This is a genomic window from Massilia sp. BKSP1R2A-1 (genome assembly GCF_050586525.1).
GTDB lineage: Bacteria > Pseudomonadota > Gammaproteobacteria > Burkholderiales > Burkholderiaceae_D > Telluria.
Genome location: NZ_JBOBRE010000058.1, coordinates 1 through 316 on the forward strand (window position 1 = coordinate 1; position 316 = coordinate 316).

The window sequence follows — 316 nt, forward strand, 5'->3', positions numbered from 1 at the left end:
ACGCGCCCGCCGAGAAAGCGCGGCGGCGCCGCCCGGCGGCGCGGCATCAGCCGCGAGCACGATTGCCTGCTGGTGGCGCGTGACCGCGTTGGTACGACGCTGGATTTTCATACCGGACGTGGGCCCGTCACCGCTGCGCAACTGCATGTCTGTCTGCAGCCGGTGCTGGCCAGCGACGGGCTGCTCATCAGCGATGGCGCTGCGGCCTATGCCCGGTTTGCCGCCGGCGCCGGATTCACGCATGAGTCCGTCAATGTCCGGGCGGGCCGACGCGCACGCGGCGCCATCCACATCCAGAAATGAAATGGACGCCTCT

The 316-nt window shown here is 69.3% G+C and carries 1 pseudogene; it reads left to right on the plus strand.

The annotated features are described in order from the left end of the window. Window positions 1–303 (plus strand): annotated as a pseudogene (locus tag ACQ7JA_RS25065) (IS1595 family transposase); the annotation flags it as partial. Between the last annotated feature and the right edge of the window lie 13 nt (window positions 304–316).